The organism is Pyramidobacter sp. CG50-2, from assembly GCF_003612005.1.
In the GTDB taxonomy this organism is placed as follows: Bacteria; Synergistota; Synergistia; order Synergistales; family Dethiosulfovibrionaceae; genus Pyramidobacter.
Map to the genome: position 1 here is coordinate 1 of NZ_RAWT01000007.1, position 21,674 is coordinate 21,674.

Below are 21,674 nucleotides of genomic sequence, written 5' to 3' on the forward strand. Positions count from 1 at the left end.
GGTTGAAAGTCAAAAACGAGTCGACTCCGATGAGGCATCGGCAAAGAAACGGAAAAGCGGGCTTGTGAAAGCGCACAAGCCCGCTCCGGACCACCCTTGGCGGCGTGGCGTCGTCAAAAGGCAGGGATATCATAGCACATGTCGGGATAAATGTACGTTCGCGTAGACGTTGTTATGGCGGCACGATGGGGAGTTCTTTCGAGGTGTCTTGCTGTGATGAGAGTGTGAGGGGGTGACTTTTTTAATGAGCAGTTATGGTGACATTTTTATTGGCTATTGACAGTCCTTAAAACGAAACCCACCGCGGAGAAGCGGCGAAGCGGAGCAATGCAAAGAGAATATTACGCTTATTGTGATATTGTCCGCGGAAGTCGAGCTGAATAGGGAAGGAGCAGACGATGAATACCGTCTTTTATTCAGAGAAACGTTGAAATTGATGAGATACCCCAAAGTCTTTCCCGTGAGTTTCATATATGAAAGAAGCTGTGCGGTATGAACCGGTAAAAGACTTTCTACGGCTTTGAGTTCGATGATGACTTGGTCGTTGATGAGCGTGTCCAAACGGTAGGCGTCGTTGACCTGAAGCTGCTTGAATGTGAAATTGACGGGAACTTCAGTTTCAACTTTGAGGCGTCGCAATTGGAGCTCGTGAGCGAGGCGGGTCTGATAAACTCGCTGCAGAAGTCCGGGGCCCGGAGATTTATGTACGGCAAATACCCCGTTGACGATTTCATCACATAAAGAGTTGAGAGCAGGGGAAATCACGTGCAACCTAGAGTTTGTCATTCTCCGATTCTCCGTTGCTCCGTGGTGGAATTTGTTCTCACTGCGGAAGTCTGCGCGCGCATCCAGTTGAGGTAATTTCTGACGAGGGGGATGGAGAAACAGGCGCAGAGGACGTCGGCGACGGGCTGGCTGATTTGGATGCCGGTGAGGCCGATGAAGCGGGGCAGTATGATGACGCAGGGGATAAAGAAGAAGCCGCGCCGGGCGCCGGAAAGGAACGACGCTTCTTTGTAGCGCCCGGTGACCTGGAACAGCATGTCGGTGAGAGCGGTCACGGGCAGGGTGACGAGCGTCACACAGTGGGCGCGGAAGGCGAAGGAGCCGATCTCAGAAACGCGCGGATCGGTATTTTGAAACAGGGCGATGACCTGCGGCGCAAAGACGAAAAAGAACGCCGCCAGACATGTCAGCACGATCAGGCCGGTACGGACGCAGAATTTATACGCTTCGATGACGCGGTCGTAGCGCTTGGCGCCGAAGTTGTAGCCGGCCACGGGCTGGAAACCCTGCCCGAAGCCGATCAAGATGGAACCGATGAACATGGACACGCGCATGACGATGGCCATGGCCGCGAGCGCGGCGTCGCCGTAGACGGCGGCGCTGGTGTTGAGCGCGATACTGGCCAGCGAAGCCATGCCCTGGCGAAACAGCGTCGGCATGCCGGTGCGGACGATCAGACCGTAAAAGGCGGGCGAACGGGACACATACCGCGGGCTGATGCGCAGCACCGTGCGTTTGAAAATGAAGTGCGACATCAGAATGGAGAAACTGACGCACTGGCTCAGCACGGTGGCGATGGCGGCGCCGGCGATGCCCATTTTGAACGTGAAGATGAACAGCGGATCCAGCACCACGTTCAGCAGCCCGCCGGTGACGATGCCGAGCATGGCGAAGAAAGCCTTGCCTTCGGAACGCAGATTGGTATTCATCACGAAAGACGTCGTCATCAGCGGAGCGCCGATCAGGATCCAGCGGGCGTATTGACGCGCGAAGGGCAGAATGGTCTCCGTCGATCCGAGCAGCCTCATAAAAGGATCCAGCCAGATCAGCCCGCCGGCGGCGACCAGCAGGCCGAACGCGAGCGCGGCGAAAAACGCCGACGAGGTGGCTGTTCGGGCCTCGTCGTCTTTCCGTTCGCCCAGACGCCGCGAGGCGATGCTGCCGGCTCCCATGCCGAACATGAAACCGATCGCCTGAATGATCGCCATCAGCGAATAGACCACGCCGACGGCGCCGGCGGCGCTGGTGCCGATACGGGCCACGAAGAACGTGTCGGCCATGTTGTAAAAGGAAGTGATCAGCATGCTGCAGATGGTTGGCATGGCCAAGCCGAGAATCAGAGGCCGCAGAGGCGACTGAGTCATCTTGATGAACTGCTGCTGGGCGGCATCGGGGAAGTTGTTCATGGTAGGTCAGGGCTCCTTAAACGATCTCGCTGAAGTGTCGGTAATCCGAAACTGATTCTTGCATAGGAAGTATTACCATGGTTTGCTGGGCGCTGTGAGGAAGTTCAGCCGCTCGGGACGATCTCGGCTGCTGCGCGGCGTGCGTTGTGAATTTTCCTCGCCGCGCCCCTGCGTTCGGCTTTTTAATCAAGAAAAAGTATGATATTATTCTCAATCAAAGCGCATCGTTGAAAATGCAGTGCTTCGCACCGCGGCGCTCGAAAAAATCGTTCGATCTTTTCGAAACTTGGGATGGCGGCCTATTTGAGAGGACAACTGAATTCCTGTCTATACTGTCAGACGTTTTTGTGATATAGTTTAGCGACACTGTACGTATAAATAAAAGATGTTCAATTTGTCCGAGAGGCACGTTACGGATTTTTATCCGATGGAATTTGTCGAACCCGACAGAGACGGAGGTTCTTTTCAATGAAAGTTTCAACAAGGGCTCATTACGGACTGCGCGCGGTCATCGCTATCTCCGAAATGGCCCGGAGCGGGCTGCCGGTCAGCGTCAGCGACGTGGCCAAGGCCGAGAATCTTTCCGACACGTATCTGGAGCAGCTGGTATCCAAGCTGCGCCGCGCCGGGATCCTGCGCAGTTACAGGGGCGCCCGCGGCGGCTATGAATTGGTTCGCGACCCTGATACGATCACGGTTGCCGAAGTGCTGAGGGCTGCTGGCGAACAGATCGTTTTTCCCGAATGCACCACGCCTGAGGGATGTGAGTTGGCGCATCAGCGCGGTCATGTCTGCGCTTCTTCCCATTTCTGGCAGAATCTTAATTTCATGGTGAACAAGATAGCTGAGGAAACGACAGTCGGCAGTTTGATCCGGAACTACGAAGAAGAGATGGGAAAAACGCGGGCCGAAAACCGGCAATGACGCGGCGGAGCGAATGACGGAATCCCTGTCTGGCGGACAGGGATTCTTTGTTGGATAAGCAGCTACAGGCTCCCTTCACAAAATTCGATGATCTCGCCGTCGGGGCCGTTGAGAAAGCAATTGCGGGCATGGTCCCCCATAGGACTGACGGGGCCGGCGGCAAAGCCGCAGCTGCCGAGGCGCCGGAGGGCGTCTTCCATGGACGGCACGGAAATCGCCACGTGGTTGCGCCCCGGAACGCGGTCGTCGCCGGGCTTGCAGATCAGCTCGACGGCGAAGTCCGCAAACCTGACGAAGACCAGATGGGATCCCGAAGGCATTTGGAACTCCTTGTCCTTCATGCCGCCGAGGGCATCGACATAGAAGTGAAGCGACCGATGAAGATCCTGCACGCGGATCCCGACGTGAGCCATTGAATACATGAGCAACCGTCCTCCTTCATGAAAAAGCAAAAAAAATGAAGTTTTTTCGATGTTCTTTATCATAGCAGAAATTTTCTCGTTTTGCAGTATCAGGAAGAGCCGTATATGCTTTTAGAAATGGCTTTTACTGCAAAAATTTGTATTATGCCCCTTTCGCAAGCCATGAGGGAGCCCGTTTCAGAACGCGAAATCAGCAGAAATCCGCTGTTGGGGGGCTTGTCAGGCGCGAATGCTGTGATATACTCACATCGTTGAGTACCAAATCCTGTGTGGAGGTGTCTGAAAAATGACAAAGGCTGAATTGGTTGAGTTCGTAAGGGAAAAGACGAATCTTCGGAAGGTCGACGCTGCCAACGCGGTGGCCGCCATGCTCGAAGGCGTGAAGGACACGCTGCAGAAGCAGGGCAAGGTCCAGATCGTGGGCTTCGGCACTTTCGAAGTACGTCAGCGCAGCGCTCGTACGGGCCGCAATCCTCAGGATCCTTCCAAGACTGTCCACATCCCCGCCAAGAAAGTACCTGTGTTCAAGGCCGGCAAGCTTCTGCGCGAGGCCGTCGACGCCACCGTCGCCAAGAAAGCTGCCAAGAAGCCCGCTCCCAAGGCTGCCAAGAAGGGCAAGAAGTAATCTCTCCCTCAACCAAGGTTTCATCAGTCCAAGCGAAAAAGAGCGTTCCGGTTTTGCCGGGGCGCTCTTTTTAATTCGTCGGGCGCGGATGGCGCCGCGGCGGCGCAAACTTCACAGGATTTGGGCGATGGGATATAATCTTCACGTCATGAAGAACGCAAGGAGGAATCGCTATGTGGGACCGCGGACTGTTGATCGTCGGCGACGGAGACGGCACGGGGACCGATCTGCGCCCGCTGGCGCTGATGAGCGACCTGGGGCGCGGGGATTTCTTCGCGGTGTGCCGCGAGAGCGCCGCGGCGGCCGAATGGCCCGACGAAAAAATCAACGTGGTCATGATCTCGCCGGGCTGCACGAACTGCGCGCCGCTGTTGAAACAATGCCTCGAGCGGCGGATCGGTTTTGTGATCATCGGCTGCCCGCGTCTTGAGCGCGAAGAAGAGCGGCAGCTGCTGCGGGAATATCGAGCCGCCGGCGGCCGGGCGCTGGGGCCGGGCAGCCAGGGATTTTTCGACTGGGAACGGCGGCTGGCGCTGTGCTGGTCGGCGGCCGTGCGAATGCCCGACAGTCAACCGCAGGAACGGCATGTGACGCTGATCGCTCAGGGCGGCACGGTGCCGTTTTCGCTCTATGCCATGGCGGTGGAGGCGGGCGTCCGCTTTCGCCGCGTCGTTTCTCTCGGCAACTGCGCCGACAGCGACGGCGAATTGCTGCGCTGCATGGAAGCGGCCATCGGCGATCCGACGACGACGCTGTTGATCCTCAGCTTCGAATCGTTGACGCGGGGACGCGACTTTCTCGCCATGGCCTCGCGTGCGGCGGAGCGCCGGCTGCCGGTGGTGCTGCTGCGAAGCGGCGTGAACGAGGCGTTTCGCGACCGTCTGGCGCGGCGTCATGACGACGCGGCCTGGACCGACTCGATCATGTGGGAGTCGGTGGCCGGTCAGTTCGGCGTGGTGCTGCTGCGTGACGCGCAGCAGATCGTCGATCTCGGCAAGCTGTCCTCGCTGGGGGTGCCGCCGCAGGGCAACCGTGTGGCGGTGCTGGCGCTGTCCGAAGGACTGGCGATGATGCAGGGCGATCAGTGCCGCGAAGCCGGGCTGGACGTGGTCGAGTTTTCGCCCGCGCTGAAAGAAAAGATCCAGGCTCTGCTGCCCCAATGGGCCAACGCCGCCAACCCCGCCGATCTGTCAGAACAGGCGATCAACCGCGAGGGGATGCTGGGACGGATCCTCCGCACGCTGCAGGACAGCGGCGAATGCGACATGATCCTCGTCATTACCGGTTCGCTGACGGCCGCTCAGGGCGAGCGTCTCGCCCGCGCCATGGGCACGATGCACCGCCGCGGCGGCAGGACGCTGGCCTGCTGCTGCCTGAGCCGCTGGCGTCCGCTCGACGACATGGTAAGGCGTATGAACGCGGATGGCGTGCCGCTGTTCAGCAGCCCGCGCCGCGTTGCCGAAGCCCTGTCCAGCCTCTGGCGCATCGGCCGCGATATCCGCCCGATGAGCGAACTCTGCAAGCCGGCGCGGCATCCGTTCCTCGAACGCTGCCCGCTGCGCCTGAGCGAGCGCGACGCCGTGGCGCTGGTCGAAGCCTACGGGCTGAAGACGGTCAGGCACCGTCTCTGCGTTTCGGTGGCGGAAGTGCTGGAGACGGCGCGCAGCATCGGTTTCCCGCTGGTGTTGAAGGTGGTTTCGCCGTCCTTTGCCAGCAAGCAGCAGGCCCGCGCCGTAGCGTTGAATCTGCGTACCGAGGAAGAGCTGCGCAACGCCTACGGCCGCATCCTCGAACGCACCAGCCGCGTCCATGCCGGAGCGGAGATCCAGGGCGTGGTGGCTCAGAAGATGATCACCGACGGCATCGAGTGCATGATCGGCATCAAGCGCGACCCGCTCTTCGGACCGGTCGTGGCCGTAGCGCTGGGCGGCGCCTATTACGGTCTGATGAAAGACATTTCGCTGCGCGTGGCGCCGGTTTCGCTGGAAACGGCCATGGATATGATCGCAAGCCTCAAGGGGTATCCGCTCATCTCCGGCGAATGGTTCGGCACGCCCATGGACGTGGAAGCGCTGGCGCAGCAGATCGTCACGCTGTCGCAGATAGGCTGTGCGGAGCCGGACATCGAGCTGCTGGACATCAATCCGATCTTTGTCCGTCCGAAAGGACTCGGCGCGGAGATCGCCGACGCGTTTGCGCTGCGGCGACAAAAAGCGCGGGACTGAGCCGGCGGAAATTTACGAAGTGCGGTCTGCTGCGGGAACGTATTTTATAAAGAACCCCACGGTTTTCCGCGCGTCCGCTTCCGCCGGGGGCGAAACGCCGATAAAAAAACATCAAGAGGAGAAAAACAGCATGGAACTGGCGCTTTGGGCGGCAATCGGTTATCTTTTCGGCTCGTTCCCCACAGGGTATCTCGCGGTCAAGATCATAAGAGGCGAGGACATCCGCACGTTCGGCTCGGGAAATACCGGCGGCACCAACGTGGGCCGTGTGATGGGGAAAAAATGGGCCGTGCTCGTGACGCTCGCGGACATGCTCAAGGGCGGCGCCGTCGTGATGCTGTGCCGCGCTTTCGGCGGCAGCGACGCGGCGGTGGCGGCGGCGGCTTTCGCCGCCGTGTGCGGGCATAACTATCCCGTCTGGCTCGGATTTCACGGCGGCAAGGGCGTGGCCACGACGCTGGGCACGCTGTTTTTCGTGCAGATGTGGCCGTCGTGCGCGGCGGTGCTGCTGGGCGGCGCTCTCTGGTTCCTGATCATGAAAGCCACGCGTTACGTTTCCGTGGCTTCGTTGGCGGCGCTGCTGTTCATCGCCGGATCTTTTTACTTTTTCGGGCTTCACCGCGCTTTCGTGATCCTCGCGCTGGTGCTGGCGGCGCTGTCGCTGTGGCGTCACCGCGCCAACCTGAGGCGTCTGGCCGGCGGCACGGAAAATAAAGTTGGTCAGAAATAAATCTGACCAGTTCTTGACTATATTTGACCAATAAGCTACAATCGTTCCAGTTCTGATGGATGGAACGGAGGAAGCCTGACATGAGCAGTTTGACTGAGGTCATCGAAAGCTATATCAACGAACTTTTCGAACAGGAAGAGCAGGACCGCGCCGCCGACGCCGAACGTGTTTCGCTGCGCCGCAAAGACGTGGCGGAGCGCTTCGGCTGCGTTCCCAGCCAGATCAATTACGTGCTGCGGAGCCGCTTCACGCCCGAACGCGGCTATATCGTAGAAAGCCAGCGCGGCGGACATGGTTATATCCGCATCATGAAGATCAGCTACGACATGCCCGAAGAGCGCGCTCGGCACATCGTCAAGATCGTCGGCGATTCCATTTCCGAGGCGGACGCGAAACGCCTCTTGTGTTCTCTCCAGGCTCGCGGCATGATCAACGCCCGCGAGCGCCTGCTGATCGAAATTTCGTTGCGCCATATCAGCGAACTGTGCGACAACATGTTCGACGTGTCGCCTTACAAGAAAAGTTTACTGGCGGCCGAGATGCTCAAGAAAATGCTCTGCGGCCTCGATTTGGCCTAAGTTTTGAAAATCGTTCGGAGAAATCAAGGAGGGGAGTGCCTTGTGGCAATTTTTTACGGAACGAAGCAAACGCGTGATCCAGATCGCGCATCGTGAGGCACTGCGCCTTGGACACGCATTTATCGGCACGGAACATCTGATGATCGGCCTGATCGCCGAAGAGTCGTCGGTGGCGGCGCTGGCCCTGAAAGATGCGGGACTGGCCGCCGAGGACGTGGCGCGCGAGATCCTCGCGCTGAGGCCGCCGGCGGCGCCGTACGCGCAGCCCGTCGACCTGCCGCTGTCGGATCGGGCCCGCGGGGTGCTGAACGCGGCGATCCATCTGGCCCGCGAACTTCATTCGAGTTACGTCGGCACCGAACATCTGTTGCTCGGCGTGTTGTCCGCGCCGGAGTGCACAGCCTGTCATGCGCTGGCGGAACTGGGGCTTGACACGGAAAATCTGCGCGTCGGCCTGAAAAAACAGCTGGTCGCGCAGTCCAGCCGCCAGGAAGCGGCCGATGAAGAAAAGAATGCCGTCGGCCGTCCGGCGGCGGACGCCAAGACGCCGACGCTGGACAAGTACTGCGTCGACCTGACGGCCAAGGCCGCCAAAGGCGAACTGGATCCGCTGATCGGCCGCGAGCAGGAGACGCACCGCATGATGCAGATCCTCTGCCGCCGCCGCAAGAACAATCCCGTGCTGGTCGGCGATCCCGGCGTGGGCAAGACGGCGATCGTGGAAGGACTGGCCTACAGAATCCAAAAAGGCGCCGTACCCTCGCTGCTCAAGGGCAAGCGCGTCGTGGAACTGACCATGGGGACGATCGTGGCCGGCACCAAGTACCGCGGCGAGTTCGAGGACCGCATGAAGAAGATCGTCGACGAGCTGACCGCCGCCAAAAACGTGATCCTTTTCATCGACGAGCTGCACACCGTCGTCGGCGCGGGGAGCGCCGAAGGCTCGCTGGACGCGGCCAACATCCTCAAGCCCAGCCTGGCCCGCGGCGAGTTTCAGGTCATCGGCGCGACGACGCGCGACGAGTACACGAAGAACATCGAAAAAGACGCGGCGCTGGAACGGCGTTTCCAGCCCGTGGCGGTCGGCGAGCCCGATCAGGATGCGGCGCTGGCGATCCTGCAGGGATTGAAGGAAAGCTACGAGAAACATCACAGCGTACACTACACCGAAGGCGCGCTGGAAGCCGCCGTGCGCCTGTCCAGCCGCTATCTGTCCGACCGCAGCCTGCCCGACAAGGCTATCGACCTGATCGACGAAGCGGGCGCGAAAGTGCGCCTTGACCTCGACGGACAGCAGATCCCCGAAGGGCTGACCGTCGACGAGGAGGAGATCGCCGGCGTGCTCTCCGAGTGGAGCGGCATCCCCGTCAAGACCCTGACCGAACACGAAGCCCAGCGTCTGTTGCGCCTCGAATCGGAGATCCACCAGCGCCTGGTCGGTCAGGACGAAGCGGTGAGCGCGCTCTGCCGCGCCGTGCGCCGTTCGCGCAGCGGCCTGAAAGACCCGCGCCGTCCCGTGGGCAGCTTTTTGTTCCTCGGCCCCAGCGGCGTCGGCAAGACCGAACTGGCCCGCTGCCTGGCGCGCGCGCTGTTCGGCAGCGAAAAAGCGCTGCTGGCCTTCGACATGAGCGAGTACATGGAGCGCCACGAGGCCGCCAAGCTGATCGGCGCGCCGCCCGGCTACGTGGGCTACGACGAGGAAGGCCGCCTCACCGAGGCCGTGCGCCGTCATCCCTGGTCGGTCGTGCTGTTCGACGAGATCGAAAAGGCCAATCCCGACGTGTTCAACCTGCTGCTGCAGATCCTCGAAGAGGGACGGCTCACCGACGCCCACGGACGCACGGTCGACTTCAAGAACACCGTCATCATCATGACCAGCAACCTCGGCGTGCGCGAAACGGCGAAAGCGGGGTTCGGCTTTTCCGCCTCCGCGGAAGCGGAAAAGAAGAAACAGTCGGAGGCGCTGCTCGGCGCCGTGAAGGAGTTCTTCCGTCCCGAATTCCTCAACCGGCTCGACGCGCAGCTCGTCTTCCATCCGCTCAGCGCCGAAGAGATGGCGCGCGTGTTCGACATCATGATGTTCGACTTGCGCTCGCGCCTCGGCGAGCACGGCATCATCCTCTCCATGGCGAAGGACGCGCGGGAGTTCCTGCTCCGGGCTGCGGCGGCTCAGAATCAGGGGGCTCGGCCGCTGCGCCGCCTGATCCAGACGAAGATCGAAGACCCGCTCTCCGATCTGATCCTGTCCGGCGAGGTGCCCGACGGCTCCACGGTGGACTGCGTTCTTGACGGCGACGCGCTCGCGTTCAGCGCGCGCCCGCCGCGCCGCCGCGCCAAACGGGAGTTGGCTGCAGTTTCCGAGTAAACGAAAACCGCCGAAAAACTTCGGCGGCTTTCTTGTAAAAATTCAAAGCCGTCCGGCAGCAACGGCGAAGGAAGGTGGAGCCTATCGAGTTGAAAGACTGTTTCCCGTTCTGGGAGCGGCTGACGGCGAGCGAGCGCACGGAGCTGGAAGCGGCGGCGCTCGTCCGCGGCGTCGAGGCCGGCGTGCCGCTCCATACCGGTTCGGCGGACTGCGACGGCCTGATCGCCGTCATGGACGGGCAGATCCGCGCTTTTATCCTCTCGCCCGAAGGGCGCGAGCTGACGCTGCACCGCCTTGTTCCCGGCGACATCTGCCTGTTTTCGGCCACCTGCGCCGTGCCGGGACTTCGTTTCGACGTCAGCGTCGAGGCGGAAAAAAACTCGCGGCTGTGGGTGATCCCGCCGGCGGCATGCAAGCGTCTGGTGGCGCGTTCGCTGGTCTTCGCGAATTTCATCGGCGAGGTCGCGGCTTCCCATCTGTCCGATATCCTCTGGCTGGTCGAACAGGTGTTGTGGAAAAGTTTCGACGCCCGTCTGGCGGAATTTTTGCTGAAGGAAAGCGAGCTGGAAGGGACGGGGAAGCTGAAGATCACTCACGAGAAGATCGCCGCCCACCTGGGCACGGCCCGCGAGGTGGTGACGAGGATGCTGCGCTACTTCCAGGACGAAGGCATGGCGCGGCTTTCCCGCGGCTGCATCGAACTGGTTGCGCCGGACAAACTGGCGCAGCTGACGGCAAAAAAGTGAATCGGAACATTGCAGAGCGCAAGCGCCCGGCGGACTGGTCCGCCGGGCGCTTGCGCTCGTTTTCGGGGCATGTTTCTCGCGCCGCTTATTTGAGCAGGGCGAGCACGTTTTCCTTCGACTGCACGCCGACGGTGCGGCCGGCGGGAGCCCCGTTTTTGAACAAGATCAGCGTGGGGATGCTCATAATGCGGAGCGAAGTCGCCAGCTCGGGCTGTTCGTCCACGTTGACCTTGCCGACTTTGAAGCCCGAGGCTTCGGCGGCGATCTCGTCGAGGACGGGCGAAAAGGCGCGGCAGGGCGCGCACCACGGCGCCCAGAAATCGACCAGCACCGGTTCGCTGCTTTGAAGGACTTCGCTCTGAAAATTTTCATTGGTAAGGACAATCGGCGTCATTTCTTTGTTTCCTCCTGTAAATCGCTGAAGTTGCCCGGCTGCGAGCCGGGCTTTTTTTATCGCTGAATTAAGTATAAAGGGAAGGCCCCGTTTTGTCAGTGATAAAGTTACGAAGCGGCGTGATTTTGGCGCGCTGAAATCGCGCCGCTTTCGGGGAACGTCGGGCGCCGGTTTTTCGTGGTACAATAAGCCACACGCTTCGGGATCGAAATGAAATACAATCGTTTCAACAGAGGGGGGCGTTTCGATGGATCGCAGCGAGCTGAAAAAATGTCGCCGCGTGGTGGTCAAGGTCGGCACGAGCACCATCACGCACAGTAACGGGAAAATCAATATCCAGCGCATGGACAGGCTTTGCCGCGCTTTGGCCGACCTTCACAACCGCGGTACCGACGTGCTGCTCGTTTCGTCAGGAGCGGTCGGCGCCGGCATGGGACGCCTCGGTTACGCGGAAAAGCCTTCCAGCCTGCCGGTCAAGCAAGCGTTGGCGGCGGTGGGGCAGGGGCTGTTGATGCAGATGTACGAAAAACTTTTCTCCGAGTACGGCTGCACGACCGCGCAGATCCTGCTGACTCGCGTCGGCTTCAACGACCGTTCGCGCTATCTCAATCTGTGCAACACCATGCACGCTCTCGCCGACATGAACGTGATTCCCGTGATCAACGAGAACGACACGATCGCCGTGGACGAACTCAAATTCGGCGACAACGACACGCTATCGGCCCTGGTCGCCTGCGCCGCCGGCGCCGATCTGCTGATCATCCTTTCCGACATCGACGGGCTCTACGATGCCGATCCTCGCGTTCACAAAGATGCCAGGCTGATCCACGAGGTGCGCACCGTTTCGCAGAGCATCCGCGACAACTCGGGCAGCAAGGGCAGCAGCATGTCCTCCGGCGGCATGTACACCAAGATCACGGCCGCCGACATGGTGCTGCCGGCGGGCATCCCGCTGGTGATCGCTTCCGGCGCGGCGGAGAACGTGCTGCACCGTATCCTCGACGGCGAAGTGCTGGGCACGCTGTTCATCCCGCCGATGGAGCACCGTCACGCGCGTAAGCAGTGGATCGCGGCCAACCGTCCCTTCGAGTCGGTGACGATCGACGCGGGAGCCGTTAAAGCGCTGACGGAACAGGGCGGCAGCCTGCTGGCCAAGGGCATCACGGCCGTCAACGGCGAATTCGAGGCCGGCCGTCTGTTGGCGGTGTTGGCTCCGGACGGGGAGGAGATCGCCCGCGGCCTGACGAATTTCAATTCACGGGATCTGAAAAAGATCATGGGGCACCGCAGCGATGAATTCGAAACGCTGCTGGGCGCGAAGGATTTCGACGAGGCTATTCACCGCGATAATCTGACGGTGCTTTAGACCTCGATGTCTGAGGGATGGGGGATAATCATGGACGCATCGTTGATTTTGCATGAAATGGGAAAGAAGGCCCGCGCTTCCGCGGCCGTGCTGGCACAGGCCAGTTCGGCGAAGAAAAACGAAGCGCTGCGGGCCATGGCGACGGCGCTGCGCGCCCATAAGGACGACATCCTGGAGGCCAACGGGCGCGACATGCGCGGCGGAGAAGAAAACGGCCTCGGCCAGGCGATGCTGGAGCGGCTGAAACTCACGGAGCAGCGCGTAGAAGACATGGCGGTCGGCATCGAGGAAGTGGCGGCGTTGCCCGATCCGATCGGTCAGACGGTGCGCGGTTATGTCAATTCCGACGGGCTGAAGATTGCGCAAGTGCGCGTGCCGCTCGGCGTGATCGGCGTCATTTACGAGTCGCGTCCCAACGTGACCGCTGATACGGCAGCGCTCTGCCTCAAGTCGGGCAATGCGGTGATTTTGCGCGGCGGGAGCGAAGCCATGGATTCCAGCCGTGTGATCGTCAGCGCGTTGATCGAGGCCGTTTCCTCCGCGGGGCTGCCCGAAAGCTGCATCCAGCTGCTCGACGTGCCCGGCCACGAGGCGACGACGGCGCTGATGCAGCTGGACGATCTGGACGTGCTGATCCCGCGCGGCGGCCGCGGTCTGAAAAAAGCCGTGCGCGAGCACTGTTCCGTGCCCTGCATCATGACGGGCGACGGCGTGTGCCACACGTATATCGCCGCTTCCGCCGATCCGCAGATGTGCGTGCCGATCGTCATCAACGCCAAGACGCAGCGGCCTTCGGCGTGCAACGCCATGGAGACGCTGCTGATCCACAAAGACGCGGCGCCGACGGTTCTGCCGGCCGTGGCCAACGCGCTGGTGGCTCACGGCGTGGAACTGCGCGGCGACGCCGCAGCCCGTGAGATCTTTGCGGATATGGAGCCGGCCGCCGATGAGGACTGGGCGACGGAGTACCTCGATCTGATCCTCTCGGTCAAGATCGTGAATTCGCTCGACGAAGCGCTGGCGCATATCGCTCGCTGGGGCACGGGACATTCCGAGAGCATCCTTACGACCGATTACGCCGAGGCGGAAAAGTTTCTCGATCGCGTCGATGCGGCGGCGGTCTACGTGAACGCTTCAACGCGCTTTACCGACGGCGGCGTCTTCGGCCTGGGCGCGGAAATCGGCATCAGCACGCAGAAGCTGCACGCCCGCGGCCCCATGGGCATCGAGCAGCTGACCAGCACGAAGTACAAGATCCGCGGCAGCGGCCAGGTCCGGCGCTGAACGATGAGTCCCTGCGGGGGCGGCCGGATGGAAGGCGCGGAGCCAAAGAATCGGATGCTCTCGGGCGGCGTTTTCCGGCCTGTTTTTCTCTTTGCGCTGCCCATCATGGTGGGGAATTTTTTTCTCCAGTTGTACATCACGGTCGACGCGGTCATCGTCGGCCGTTTTCTCGGCAGCCATTCGCTGGCGGCGGTCAGCGTGGCCACGCCGATTCTGTTTATCGTCGTGTTCTTCCTGGCCGGCGGGTGCACCGGCGTTTCCGTGCTGATCGCTCAGATCTACGGCTCCGGCGATACGGAAAAACTCAAAAGAGCCATGTCCACGGCGCTGATCTTCGGCGCGCTGTTCACGCTCGGGCTGACGGCGCTGTGTCTGTACGGCGCGCGCGGCGTTCTGATGTGGACGAAAGCGCCGGCGGAACTGCACGACGAGACGATGGCCTATCTGAACATCGTCTTCGCCGGCCTGATCTTCTCGTTTTTGTACAATTACTACGCCTCGGTGCTGCGCGGCATCGGCAACTCGAAGATCCCGTTCGTCTTTCAGGCGGCGGCGTCGGCGCTGCACATCGCCATGAATCTGCTCTTCGTCGGCGCGCTGGGGCTGGGCGTGCGCGGTTCGGCGCTGGCCACCGTGCTGTCGCAGATGTTTTCCTCGGCCGCCTGCATTTATTATGTTTATCGTTACGAACCGTTGCTGGCGCTTCGTCGCGGCGACTGTGCCGTCGACCGCGCGGCGTTGGGGCAGACGATCAGCTACAGCTGGGCGGCGGCGCTGCAGTCCATTATCGTCTACGTGGGGCGTTTCCTCACGCAGGGCTGCGTCAATCCGATGGGAGCCGACGTGGTGGCTGGCTACAACGCGGCGACGCGCATCGAGGCGATCGTGGTCATGCCCTACGAGGGCATTTCCACGGCCGAGTCGACGTTCATCGCTCAGAACGTGGGGGCGGGGCACGCGGAACGCGTGCGGGCCGGATTCCGAGCGGGGCTTGCGATGAATCTGGCGTACGTGACCGTGGCCTGCACGCTCCTGTTTCTGAACGCCGCGGCGATCATGGGGATTTTCGTGCCCGGCGGTTCCAACCCGGTGATTGTCCAGGCAGGCAGCCTTTATCTGAGGCCTCAAGCGGTTTACCTCGCCCTCAGCGCCGTCGACGTGGTGATGCAGAGTTTCTTTCGCGGGCTGGGCGAATTTCGCATCGTGATGATCGTCTCGCTGCTGCAGATCGTCGTACGCGTGATTCTCTCGTTCTGGCTGGTGCCGTCGCTGGGCATCTCGGCCATCGCCCATGCCACGGCGGCCGGCTGGCTGCTGATTTTCTTCGTGCTCAGCGCCCTCTCGTACCGCCGGTTGCGGCAGATCGACGGGCGGCTCCAGCGTGCCTGAAAAGCGCGTCCCCTCGCTCGGTGCGGAGCAAAGGGAACTTTGGCGTCGGCCCGTCTCGTTTTTTTCGGTGGACTTTAGGATATTGTGCAAATCGTCATTGACATCAGCGCAGATTTCCTGTATGAAAAGGGCGCGATACACAAGATCACCCGTGGGAATCCAAGGAGGGTACGGAAGGGATGAAAGCTTTCAAGGGCGCGCTGTGGATGGCCGTGCTGCTGTGGATGGCCGGCGCGGTCATGGCGGAGCGGACTTGCGCCGCGCTGCCGGAGGCGGTGATGTCGGAATGGGAAAATCTGACGGGGACTCTTGACGAGGCTACGACCCTGCGCGAGAAGCAAAAACGTTTGCCGGAAAGTTCCTGGCTGGGCGCCGACCAGCAGAAGACGGGCGCCAAGATTGCCAAGCTGCTGCGCCGGGCTCAGGGGATTCTGCTGTCCTCGGAGACGCTCAAGTTGGTGGACCGTTCCGAGGAGATCAAAGAGCGTCTGCCCCGGCTGTATCAGAGGATCGAGGAATACAAGAACAAGCGTATCGGGGCGCCGCAGAAGTCCTACAATCCGTTTGTGAAGACGGTGAAGGACTGCGATGAAACGATCGCCGAGGCCGAGAAGGACGTCAAACGTCTACGCGACGAGCTGGCGCAGATCCGCGACGCAATCGCGGCGGAGCTGCGCGGCTGGGGACTGAAGCTGACCGACGCGCAGGCCGACGTGCTGTTCTCGTCGGTGGTCGGCGACAGCCTGCTGCGCAACGCCGTGATCTTCGAGAACGTCAAGGGCGTCACGGCGCAGCTGACGCAGCTTATGGCGCAGAACAAGGACGACACGTCCATCGCCCGCAAATATTATGGCATGTACGTGACGCTGATCGACGTGCTGCTGGACACGCAGTACGGGTTCGTGAACAAGATCGACGGCGAATGGCGGCCGCAGGTGAAGAAGATTTCCGAAGGCGCCGCCGCCAGCCTGAAGGAAGCCCGTGCGGCGCTGGACCGCAACGATTTCTCGGCGGATCAGAAGGCGATCTTCCGCAGCAACGCCGCCTCCAACGAGATGACGGTGAAAGCGGCCGAACAATATTTGAAACTGCTGGACAACCAGAAGACAAGCATGCAGAACTGCATCCGCAGCATCGAACGCGACCGCGAGGTGGCGGCCAACACCTACGCGACGGTGCAGCACATCAGCGACATGAACGCGGTGATCCAGTCGGGCATGCAGCTGTTCGACATGCTGGCGGCGATGCAGCTGCCGGAGATCCAAGCTTTCGACAGTTCGGGCGTGCGCCGCGAGTTCGACGAGATCACGCGCCGCCTGCAGCAAAAATAGCTTCGCAGAGAAAACGGGACCGGACTCCCCTGATGGGAAGCCGGCCCCGTTTTCTGTGCGGTCATTGTTTTTCGGCGATCTTTTTCCAACGCTGGTTCAGCTCGTTGCCGATCGCGAGATAATCGGTCTCTTTCTGCTGAAGCTCTTCGAGGTCCTTTTTGTAGCGCTCTTTCCAATAACGGGAACGTTTGTCCGCTTGGGCGGCGTTCATGGAACCGCAGAGGTCGATGAAGAAGGTCATGGCGGTCTGCAAACTGCGCAGGTAGGGGCGCATGGTCATGAAGAACTCGTGCAGCGGATCTCCGGCCTCGAGTTTGAGCTCGCGCACTTCGTCAAGCATGGACTGCGCCTCGGTCCTCAGCGCGCCGGCTTTCGCCGCCGCCATGGCGGGATCGACGCGCTTCAACCCCAGCGCTTTCAGAAACGAGAACTTGAAGATGCTGTTCTGCGCCTCGATGTAGCCGCGCACCACAGCGTTTACCCTCTGTCCGAAGAGGGCGGCGTTTTCTTTTGTCAACGCGAAGGGCACGGCTACTTCCCGCTTTCCGCCAGGGAGACGATGAAGTCCGTCAGCTGCGCTTCCAGCGTCTCGTAAGCGGTACGGGCGCCCGGGGACAGCTGCGTGGAATGCGGCGGCATGGCGAGCAGCTCTTTTTTCAGGTTCTCGACGTTGGCGCCGATTTTTTCCGTCAGGACGGCAATGGCCTGCTCATGGCCGCTGGCGGCGGCCTGCTCGCGTCCCTTTTCAACGAGCGCCTGGCCGAGGGAGACGGACCTCATCACCGAAGCGGCCAACGGTTTGTCCAGCCGCGAGACGCTCTTGAGCAGGTCGCGGCCGGGATTGGAGACGAGATAGGGATAGAGGGCGAACACGCCGCAGAGCAGCAGGACTATCGAAATGAGGAATCGCTTTTTTCTGAGATCGAGTTTCATGTTCAGCACGCTCCTTTTTATGTCGTTCCCATTGTATCACGTCCGGAACGGACGGCGCTCCGCGGCCGAAAAAGTTTCCTGCTGCGCGGCAAACTGTGCGGGCGAGAACGTTTCGCTGCGGCCGTTCCGTGTCACGTCGAGCAGCCAGCCGTCCCCGCCCTTTTTGAGGCAGACGGTCTGCGGCGCGCGGATCGCCGCGGCTTCGGCCCGGCGATTTTCGAACGTGCCGCCGCGGTCGTCGCCGACGACGCGGAGCCCGGCGCTTTCAAGCGCGTCGATCAGCGGCGCGAGCGCGTCCGGCGCTTCGTCGCCCTCCCAGTAAACGTAGACGTCGAACGGGGCGATCTCGCCGGGCCAGCGTTCGGAGTTTTCGCTTGCGGCCGAGAGCAGCGCCGTCAGGTCGATCTCGGCGCTCCAGGTGGGGACGTGGGCTTTGGCGGAACCGTTGAAAAAGGTCAGCGACGGTTCGGCGAGGCCGACGGGATCGACGGGGCGGAAGGCGGCGATGCGGCGCAGTTCGCTCTTTTCCAGCGCCGTACCGCAGTGGGGGCAGTGATCGCCTTTCTGAAGCAGCGTCACGTCGGCGACGAAGTCGGTCTTGAAATCGCGGCCCCAGCAGGCGCCCGTTTTATGAAAGCCGGGCTTGTTGGCGCCGACGACGGCGTTTTTGACGCCGACGGCGCTGAAGTCGGCGAGCAGTGCCACCGAGGCGGGCAGCCCTACCGGGCCCATATAGCCGGCCGAATCGCCCATGACGGCGGCCAGTTCGTCCGGCTCGGCGGGGCGGACGGACGCGCCCTGGAACGCGGCGCGGACTTTTTCCAGACAGACCTGGCGGTCGGCGCGCAGGATCACGGCGGCCAGGCCGCGCCCCTCGACGGCGTAGAACATGCACTTGACGATCCGCGACGGCGCGATCTTGAGATATTCGCACAATTTTTCGACGGTGGAGCAGCCCGGCGTGGCCACTTCGCGCAGCTCTTCCGGCGCGGCATCCGACGTCTCTCCGCCGAAGCGGCAGGGGCTGTCGAAGGCGGCCATCCAGCCGCAGTCGGGACAGACCAGTCCTTCTTCGCCGCGAAGCGGCGCCTCGGAGCGGCAGAGCAAATCGACGCGGTGCCCTTCGGGCGTCAGACGGTCGACGCGGCGCAGGCGCAGGCCCAGCGTGCAGACGGCGCCGCCGACAGCGCGCAGCGCGTCGTTGGCCATTTCGAGCGAGGCTTCGAAGTCGCCGTGAAGTCCCAGCAGGCGGAGCTCGTCCCCACGGCGCTCGGCGAGGAGAACCGGCAGGTCGGCGGCGCGTTTGATCAGACGCACGGCGGCGTCAAGGGCGCCGCGAGCGGAGGTCCCGCAGTCAAGACGTTGCGGGCGGAAGGCTTCGAGGCTGCGAAGCAGAAAGTCCTCGGTGCGCTGGAAGAGGATTTTCCCCTCCGGCAGCAGGATCAGCGTTTCGTCGTTGGGGTTCCACAGGCCGTAGCCGCCCTGCGCGATTTTGGCCAAGCCGAGGTCGTGCAGTTTCGAGGAACGCCCGCGCGAAACGGGCATCAGCAGTTCGCTCATCCATTTCATGGCGTTTCCCCTGTCGTCAGTCGGCGAAATCGGCCAGCATGGGCGTGTGGTCCGAAGGCTTTTCCCAGCCGCGCGGTTCCGCGTCGATCCAGCAGGCCCGGCTTTGTTTCGCCAGAGACGGCGTGGCGAGCATGTGGTCGATGCGCCAGCCGATGTTGCGTTCCAGCGCGTTTTTGACGCGGTAATCGAAGAACGAGTACAGCTCCTCGCCGGGGTGGTGGACGCGCAGCAGGTCGATGACCAGCGGCGCGCAGAGCTGGGCGAAAAGGTCGCGCAGCTCCTTGACGAAACAGACGTGATCCTTCTTGTTGGCGGGATTGGTCACGTCCAGCTCGGTCGGGGCCACGTTGAGGTCGCCGGTCCAGAGCAGCTTTTCGTCCTTGTGCGCGGCGATCAGCGCGGCGGTGCGGCGCAGAAATTCCTTTTTGGCTTCGTAGTCGGGGTGGGTGATCTCCTTGCCCTGCGGCACGTAGGTATCGAGGATCCACGTATCCCCGAAGCGCGCGGCGATCAGGCGCGTGTCCCAGAGCGGCGACGCGCCGTCGGCGAAGCCGTGGACCACCTCGTCGGGCTCTTGCTTCGAGAGGATGGCGACGCCGTTGTAGGATTTTTCGCCGCGGAAGGCGGCGCGGTAGCCGAGCTTTTCCACCTCGGCAAGGGGAAATTCGCCGTCCTGCACTTTCGTCTCCTGCAGGGCCAGCACGTCCACATCCGCGCCGGGCAGCCAGCACTCGAGGATCGGCAGGCGGGTGCGCAGCGAATTCACGTTAAAGGTAGCGACTCTCATGATTCAACCTCCGCAAAAATTGTTCGTTAGAAAAACGCGCGGCAGACAAGACTGCCGAAAAACGGCTCAAGTCTTTTTTTTCGCGCGGATTCGATTATAATCGTTGAAGTACCGTTGAACTCCGCGAAAAGGAGGGCGTGTTCGCCCATCATTATACCCGAAAGGGCGGTGAAAAGAGTGATTCGTCCCGATTTTTTCGAGCGGCGCGACCTCACGCCGCTGCAGCGCAGCTTCCTTGAATTTCTCAAGGCGTTCCTTTTCATGGTGGAAAGCGCGGCCGGTTCCTTCGAGGAGAATCAGCCTTCCAATTCGCTGCAGACGGCCCATCAGGCCGAAGTGCTCGACGAACTGGCGCTGGACTGCCTCGACCGCTGCGAAGCGCGCAGCTCCCGTTCCGTCAGGGAAACGCTGGAGATGGTCTCTCTGACGCGGCGCTGCGCGGCGGCGCTGAAAAAACTCTGCACGGCCGGCGCGGCGCCGCTGACCGGCCTGAACGAAAGCCGCGCCTTTCTCGGCTCGCTGTGCCGCTGCGTGGCCGACCGGATCGACTGGTCTCACCGGCGACAGCTGCTCGGCTCCCAGCACCGAGGCGCCGAAGAAGAGGATCTGGAATTGTCGCTGTCGGAGCTGCCCGCCACCCTGGCGGGCGAACGGCGTGTCGAACGCGTGGAGGCGCTGCTCGATTTCCGCGACGCGCTGCTGGCGGCGCGGGAACTTTTCGGGGCGGTCGGCGACATCCGCCGCATGGCGGACGAACTGTTCCCGCTCAGCGAGGAAAAATACTGGCGTAAAAGCTGAGCCCGCGTCGAAGAAAGTGCCGAAAAAGCGGCGAAGGCTGATCAGCCGGGTTTGATCAGCTCTCTCGCCGCTTTTATGTCGGTTGTCATTAAGAAATCCAAATATTCAATGGACTTATAGCGCCGTTGTTGTCATGGTTGTGCGGCGGCCTTGGCGGTCAAGAGGGCGATGCCATAAGGAGAAAAGGAAATGGGCAGGAACTATGTGAATCTGACGATCGGCAACCTCGACTCGGAGCATGTGTGCTGCGCAATCGCAGATAAAAAACATCAGGACGGCGTGTCGGTCAAAAAACAATGGCTCAAGGAGCGTATCCAGGAAGGGCATGTCTTTCGTAAACTCAATGAACGGGGAAAGGTGTTCATCGAGTACGCGCCTCTGGAATCGTCGTGGGTCCCCGTGCGCGGAGAAAATTATATGTACGTCTATTGCCTGTGGGTGGCCGGCTCGTTCAAAGGCAAAGGACACGCGCGGGATCTCATCGAGTATTGCATCGCTGACGCAAAGGAAAAAGGGAAATCCGGCGTGTGCGCGCTGAGTTCAAAAAAGAAAAAGCCCTATTTGTCCGAAAAAAAATTCCTGCTCAAGTATGGTTTCGAGGTGGCAGATACCGCCGGAGATGATTACGAGCTGTTGGCTTTGTCTTTTGACGGACGGAAACCCCGTTTTTCCGAAAACGCAAAAGCGATGAGGATCGACGATAAATCGCTGACGATCTACTACGGGGCGCAATGTCCGTATATTCCGGACTGCGTCGAGCAAGTGCGAAGGTATTGCGATAAAAACGACATCCCTCTGAATCTGGTCGCAGTCGACACCTTGGAAAAAGCCAAAAACGTCCCATGTGTTTTCAACAACTATGCGGTTTTTTACAACGGCGTTTTCGAAACGGCTCATTTATTGAATGAGACGTACCTGAAGAAGCTGCTTCATCCATAGGGGGCGGCCGCGCTGCGCGGTCGGAGTCGCCCGTCTTTGGGATACGGCGGCGAAGACTGTCAGACGTTCCGTGCGGA

At 61.2% G+C, this 21,674-nt stretch carries 21 protein-coding genes; 13 read left to right on the forward strand and 8 right to left on the reverse strand.

Translation table 11 applies throughout. The features are described from left to right. Positions 1-273: 273 nt before the first annotated feature. Entirely contained in the window at positions 274-786 is a 513-nt protein-coding gene (locus D7D26_RS02350) for a GxxExxY protein (RefSeq protein WP_120371877.1), read from the reverse strand. Then, positions 783-2,192 (reverse strand): MATE family efflux transporter, encoded by a 1,410-nt coding sequence (locus tag D7D26_RS02355; RefSeq protein WP_120371878.1) that lies wholly within the window; start codon positions 2,190-2,192, stop codon positions 783-785. The genes D7D26_RS02350 and D7D26_RS02355 overlap by 4 nt, the downstream gene beginning before the upstream one ends. Positions 2,193-2,660: 468 nt before the next feature. Here D7D26_RS02355 and D7D26_RS02360 point away from each other — a divergent pair, with 468 nt between their 5' ends. Continuing rightward, positions 2,661-3,116 (forward strand): RrF2 family transcriptional regulator, encoded by a 456-nt coding sequence (locus D7D26_RS02360; RefSeq protein WP_078016098.1) that lies wholly within the window; start codon positions 2,661-2,663, stop codon positions 3,114-3,116. A 62-nt stretch (positions 3,117-3,178) separates the two neighbouring features. On the opposite strand, the gene D7D26_RS02365 is transcribed toward D7D26_RS02360, so the two are convergent. Further along, positions 3,179-3,538 carry a VOC family protein gene (locus D7D26_RS02365; protein ID WP_158606238.1) on the reverse strand — a complete coding sequence of 120 codons (360 nt, stop codon included), beginning with the start codon at positions 3,536-3,538 and terminating at the stop codon, positions 3,179-3,181. A 286-nt stretch (positions 3,539-3,824) separates the two neighbouring features. Between D7D26_RS02365 and D7D26_RS02370 the strand changes: the two genes are divergently transcribed. From D7D26_RS02370 to D7D26_RS02395, 6 genes are all read left to right on the forward strand, one after another. After that, the gene (locus D7D26_RS02370; protein WP_009163544.1) at positions 3,825-4,163 is read left to right on the forward strand and encodes an HU family DNA-binding protein; all 339 of its coding nucleotides are present in this window, start codon (positions 3,825-3,827) and stop codon (positions 4,161-4,163) included. A 173-nt stretch (positions 4,164-4,336) separates the two neighbouring features. Beyond that, a complete protein-coding gene (locus D7D26_RS02375) occupies positions 4,337-6,388 on the forward strand; it encodes an acetate--CoA ligase family protein (protein ID WP_120371880.1) in 2,052 nt (683 codons plus the stop codon). A 130-nt stretch (positions 6,389-6,518) separates the two neighbouring features. Beyond that, the gene (plsY, locus tag D7D26_RS02380; protein WP_078016163.1) at positions 6,519-7,118 is read left to right on the forward strand and encodes a glycerol-3-phosphate 1-O-acyltransferase PlsY; all 600 of its coding nucleotides are present in this window, start codon (positions 6,519-6,521) and stop codon (positions 7,116-7,118) included. A gap of 80 nt (positions 7,119-7,198) precedes the next feature. Next, positions 7,199-7,696 (forward strand): CtsR family transcriptional regulator, encoded by a 498-nt coding sequence (locus D7D26_RS02385; RefSeq protein WP_078016101.1) that lies wholly within the window; start codon positions 7,199-7,201, stop codon positions 7,694-7,696. Between the two features lie 40 nt (positions 7,697-7,736). Beyond that, positions 7,737-10,061 carry an ATP-dependent Clp protease ATP-binding subunit gene (locus D7D26_RS02390; RefSeq protein ID WP_120371881.1) on the forward strand — a complete coding sequence of 775 codons (2,325 nt, stop codon included), beginning with the start codon at positions 7,737-7,739 and terminating at the stop codon, positions 10,059-10,061. Between the two features lie 89 nt (positions 10,062-10,150). After that, a complete protein-coding gene (locus D7D26_RS02395) occupies positions 10,151-10,807 on the forward strand; it encodes a Crp/Fnr family transcriptional regulator (protein ID WP_233543431.1) in 657 nt (218 codons plus the stop codon). Positions 10,808-10,892: 85 nt separating this feature from the next. Here D7D26_RS02395 and trxA read toward each other — a convergent pair whose 3' ends face one another. Beyond that, positions 10,893-11,201 carry a thioredoxin gene (gene trxA, locus D7D26_RS02400; protein ID WP_120371883.1) on the reverse strand — a complete coding sequence of 103 codons (309 nt, stop codon included), beginning with the start codon at positions 11,199-11,201 and terminating at the stop codon, positions 10,893-10,895. Positions 11,202-11,448: 247 nt separating this feature from the next. Here trxA and proB point away from each other — a divergent pair, with 247 nt between their 5' ends. From proB to D7D26_RS02420, 4 genes are all read left to right on the forward strand, one after another. Continuing rightward, positions 11,449-12,567, forward strand: coding sequence for a glutamate 5-kinase (proB, locus tag D7D26_RS02405; RefSeq protein ID WP_120371884.1), 1,119 nt, complete (start codon positions 11,449-11,451; stop codon positions 12,565-12,567). A 30-nt stretch (positions 12,568-12,597) separates the two neighbouring features. Continuing rightward, positions 12,598-13,851, forward strand: a complete 1,254-nt coding sequence (locus D7D26_RS02410) for a glutamate-5-semialdehyde dehydrogenase (protein WP_078016105.1) — start codon at positions 12,598-12,600, stop codon at positions 13,849-13,851. 27 nt (positions 13,852-13,878) lie between these two features. Further along, positions 13,879-15,240: an MATE family efflux transporter gene (locus D7D26_RS02415; protein ID WP_158606239.1), complete on the forward strand. Its 1,362-nt coding sequence runs from the start codon at positions 13,879-13,881 to the stop codon at positions 15,238-15,240. Between the two features lie 179 nt (positions 15,241-15,419). After that, positions 15,420-16,571 carry a hypothetical protein gene (locus tag D7D26_RS02420; protein WP_120371886.1) on the forward strand — a complete coding sequence of 384 codons (1,152 nt, stop codon included), beginning with the start codon at positions 15,420-15,422 and terminating at the stop codon, positions 16,569-16,571. Positions 16,572-16,632: 61 nt separating this feature from the next. Here the strand turns inward: D7D26_RS02420 and D7D26_RS02425 are convergent, their stop codons facing one another. From D7D26_RS02425 to xth, 4 genes are read right to left on the reverse strand one after another with little or no spacing between them, the layout of a single operon-like run. Beyond that, positions 16,633-17,088: a hypothetical protein gene (locus D7D26_RS02425; protein WP_233543432.1), complete on the reverse strand. Its 456-nt coding sequence runs from the start codon at positions 17,086-17,088 to the stop codon at positions 16,633-16,635. 14 nt (positions 17,089-17,102) lie between these two features. Then, the gene (locus tag D7D26_RS02430) at positions 17,103-17,504 is read right to left on the reverse strand and encodes a hypothetical protein (protein WP_078016109.1); all 402 of its coding nucleotides are present in this window, start codon (positions 17,502-17,504) and stop codon (positions 17,103-17,105) included. A gap of 36 nt (positions 17,505-17,540) precedes the next feature. Further along, positions 17,541-19,073, reverse strand: coding sequence for a YbaK/EbsC family protein (locus D7D26_RS02435; RefSeq protein WP_120371887.1), 1,533 nt, complete (start codon positions 19,071-19,073; stop codon positions 17,541-17,543). Positions 19,074-19,089: 16 nt separating this feature from the next. Then, a complete protein-coding gene (xth, locus tag D7D26_RS02440; protein ID WP_120371888.1) occupies positions 19,090-19,860 on the reverse strand; it encodes an exodeoxyribonuclease III in 771 nt (256 codons plus the stop codon). Positions 19,861-20,037: 177 nt separating this feature from the next. Here xth and D7D26_RS02445 point away from each other — a divergent pair, with 177 nt between their 5' ends. Further along, positions 20,038-20,658: a hypothetical protein gene (locus tag D7D26_RS02445; protein ID WP_147413035.1), complete on the forward strand. Its 621-nt coding sequence runs from the start codon at positions 20,038-20,040 to the stop codon at positions 20,656-20,658. Between the two features lie 189 nt (positions 20,659-20,847). Further along, complete coding sequence (locus D7D26_RS02450; protein ID WP_120371890.1) at positions 20,848-21,597, forward strand: N-acetyltransferase; 750 nt, start codon at positions 20,848-20,850, stop codon at positions 21,595-21,597. Positions 21,598-21,674: the final 77 nt, after the last annotated feature.

Excerpts from the sequence above, each read along its gene's own strand:
- D7D26_RS02420 (WP_120371886.1), top strand. The coding sequence starts at position 15,420 with ATGAAAGCTTTCAAGGGCGCGCTGTGGATGGCCGTGCTGCTGTGGATG.
- proB (WP_120371884.1), top strand. The coding sequence starts at position 11,449 with ATGGATCGCAGCGAGCTGAAAAAATGTCGCCGCGTGGTGGTCAAGGTC.
- xth (WP_120371888.1), bottom strand. The coding sequence starts at position 19,860 with ATGAGAGTCGCTACCTTTAACGTGAATTCGCTGCGCACCCGCCTGCCG.
- D7D26_RS02365 (WP_158606238.1), bottom strand. The coding sequence starts at position 3,538 with ATGTATTCAATGGCTCACGTCGGGATCCGCGTGCAGGATCTTCATCGG.
- D7D26_RS02430 (WP_078016109.1), bottom strand. The coding sequence starts at position 17,504 with ATGAAACTCGATCTCAGAAAAAAGCGATTCCTCATTTCGATAGTCCTG.
- D7D26_RS02385 (WP_078016101.1), top strand. The coding sequence starts at position 7,199 with ATGAGCAGTTTGACTGAGGTCATCGAAAGCTATATCAACGAACTTTTC.
- D7D26_RS02415 (WP_158606239.1), top strand. The coding sequence starts at position 13,879 with ATGGAAGGCGCGGAGCCAAAGAATCGGATGCTCTCGGGCGGCGTTTTC.
- D7D26_RS02450 (WP_120371890.1), top strand. The coding sequence starts at position 20,848 with ATGGGCAGGAACTATGTGAATCTGACGATCGGCAACCTCGACTCGGAG.
- D7D26_RS02410 (WP_078016105.1), top strand. The coding sequence starts at position 12,598 with ATGGACGCATCGTTGATTTTGCATGAAATGGGAAAGAAGGCCCGCGCT.
- trxA (WP_120371883.1), bottom strand. The coding sequence starts at position 11,201 with ATGACGCCGATTGTCCTTACCAATGAAAATTTTCAGAGCGAAGTCCTT.
- D7D26_RS02355 (WP_120371878.1), bottom strand. The coding sequence starts at position 2,192 with ATGAACAACTTCCCCGATGCCGCCCAGCAGCAGTTCATCAAGATGACT.
- D7D26_RS02375 (WP_120371880.1), top strand. The coding sequence starts at position 4,337 with ATGTGGGACCGCGGACTGTTGATCGTCGGCGACGGAGACGGCACGGGG.
- D7D26_RS02435 (WP_120371887.1), bottom strand. The coding sequence starts at position 19,073 with ATGAAATGGATGAGCGAACTGCTGATGCCCGTTTCGCGCGGGCGTTCC.
- D7D26_RS02360 (WP_078016098.1), top strand. The coding sequence starts at position 2,661 with ATGAAAGTTTCAACAAGGGCTCATTACGGACTGCGCGCGGTCATCGCT.
- plsY (WP_078016163.1), top strand. The coding sequence starts at position 6,519 with ATGGAACTGGCGCTTTGGGCGGCAATCGGTTATCTTTTCGGCTCGTTC.
- D7D26_RS02370 (WP_009163544.1), top strand. The coding sequence starts at position 3,825 with ATGACAAAGGCTGAATTGGTTGAGTTCGTAAGGGAAAAGACGAATCTT.
- D7D26_RS02350 (WP_120371877.1), bottom strand. The coding sequence starts at position 786 with ATGACAAACTCTAGGTTGCACGTGATTTCCCCTGCTCTCAACTCTTTA.